Source organism: Pseudarthrobacter sp. MDT1-22, assembly GCF_054511035.1.
In genome coordinates this window covers 1-1,316 of the sequence record NZ_JBTNDK010000075.1, presented here as the reverse complement: position 1 = coordinate 1,316, position 1,316 = coordinate 1, and the positions used below count along the sequence as shown (strand labels likewise).

At 61.0% G+C, this 1,316-nt stretch carries 1 protein-coding gene; it reads left to right on the top strand.

The genetic code is table 11. The features are described from left to right. Positions 1-230: 230 nt before the first annotated feature. Positions 231-1,298 (top strand): IS110 family RNA-guided transposase, encoded by a 1,068-nt coding sequence (locus tag ACX80M_RS21015; RefSeq protein WP_459310406.1) that lies wholly within the window; start codon positions 231-233, stop codon positions 1,296-1,298. Positions 1,299-1,316: the final 18 nt, after the last annotated feature.

Sequence of the window (1,316 nt, the reverse complement as noted above, 5' to 3'; positions counted from 1 at the left end):
GAGCCTGTCAGTAATGATTGATGTGGGGTTCGGGTTGGTCTGACTCAGAGCCTGTCTGACGCTTTGGCTGTCTTTATTTCGATGCGTCGGCCGGCCCGGTCCCCGTCACTTACTAGTGATGCGTTCAGGAATGCCGTGCATGACTTAATAGGAGCCTGACTCCAGTCCCGTTACTGACTTGTCTGTTGGCATTCCTGAACGCTGACCCTCACGAAAGGGCTTCTTTCAGCATGCCGGAAAACATTCATAAAATCATCATTGGTGTCGACACCCACAAGGACTTCCACCACGTAGCCGTCATCACCACGTTGGGGGCAGCGGTCGCGGACCGCCGGTTCCCCGCGACCCCGGCCGGGTACGGGGAGGTACTGGACTGGGTGGCCGGTCACGGGCAGGTCCTGCGTGCCGGCGTGGAAGGAACGGGTTCCTATGGTGCCGGGTTGACCAAACGATTCCGGGTTGCCGGCATCGAGGTCATTGACGTCATTGCCCCGGATAAGCAGGAGCGGCGCTTGCGGGGAAAAACGGACCAGATTGATGCGTATTCCGCGGCCCGGGCCGTGCTCGCCCAGCGCGCCACGACGGTCCCGAAGACCCGTGATGGTCACGTCGAGGCGATTCGGGTCCTGCACACAACCAAGCGGCTGGTCATCAAGCAGAGCACGGAAACGATGAACCAGCTCAAGTCGCTGCTGGTCTCCGCACCGGAAACGTTGCGTGAGAAGCTTGACGGCTTGACGGGCAAGCCGCTTTCCCGGGCCTGCACGCGCCTGCGCGCGCTCAAGACTGATGCCCTGGTGACCCGACACATCAAAACGGCCCTGAAAGCACTCGGGACCAGGCATCTGGCGTTGCAGGCCGAAGCCGCCGCGCTGCTGAAAGACTACGATGCCCTGGTCAAGGACTACGCCCCAGAGCTTTTGGCCGTCCACGGCGTCGGTCCCGACGTTGCTGCGGCACTACTGACCGTGACCGGGGAGAACGTTGACAGGATCACCAGCGAATCAGCTCTCGCCCACCTCTGCGGCGCGGCTCCGATCCCCGCGTCCTCCGGGAAAACGAACAGACACCGGCTGAACCGGGGAGGAAACCGGCAAGGCAACGCCGCCCTCCACCGCATCATTGTCAGCCGCTTGAAGGGCCATCAAGCCACCAAAGACTACATGGCCAAATCCCTGGCCCGAGGGAAGAGCAAACGCGAGACCATGCGGCTACTCAAACGCTACGTCTGCCGCGAAATTCATCCCATCCTCATCAAGATCCAACAAGGCCACGAAACCCTCCAAAACGCCGCTTGACAACCATAGGAGCATCGA